The sequence below is a fragment of the Vibrio sp. 1180_3 genome (assembly GCF_029478545.1).
Classification (GTDB): domain Bacteria; phylum Pseudomonadota; class Gammaproteobacteria; order Enterobacterales; family Vibrionaceae; genus Vibrio; species Vibrio aestuarianus.
The window spans coordinates 1-411 of the sequence record NZ_SJFM01000188.1; the positions used below are offsets into that span (position 1 = coordinate 1).

A 411-nucleotide genomic window follows, 5' to 3' on the forward strand; every position below is an offset into this window, starting at 1 on the left:
ATCAGGTGATAGAGACATCGACCAACCAATCACTTTTCGGGCAAAAAGATCGATAACAACTGCTAAATACATCCACCGATTACCTGTCCAAATATACGTAACATCACCAGCCCAGACCTCATTTGGGGCGGTAACCGCAAACTGACGACCTAAGTGATTTGGAACGTCAATATGTTCTTGTGAAGCCTTTCTGTAGCGATGCTTTGGCTCCTGGCAGCTCACTAAACCAAGCGTTCTCATAAGCTTTGTTGCTCGGTATCGGCTCAGCTTTACACCCTGATTTATGACTATATCTGCAATGGTTCTCGCTCCCGCAGAGCCATTGCTTGCGGCATGAGCCTCACTGACCAAGCTGCGCAGTTTTATTGTTTCCGCATTAATTAACGCTGGGCGTTTAAGCCAATAGTGATA

1 protein-coding gene is annotated in these 411 nt (G+C 46.2%); it reads right to left on the reverse strand.

Features of this window, described 5'->3' with window-relative positions:
• On the reverse strand, window positions 1–411 hold a 411-nt coding region (locus tag EYW48_RS21520; protein ID WP_277433082.1), incomplete at both ends, for a DDE-type integrase/transposase/recombinase.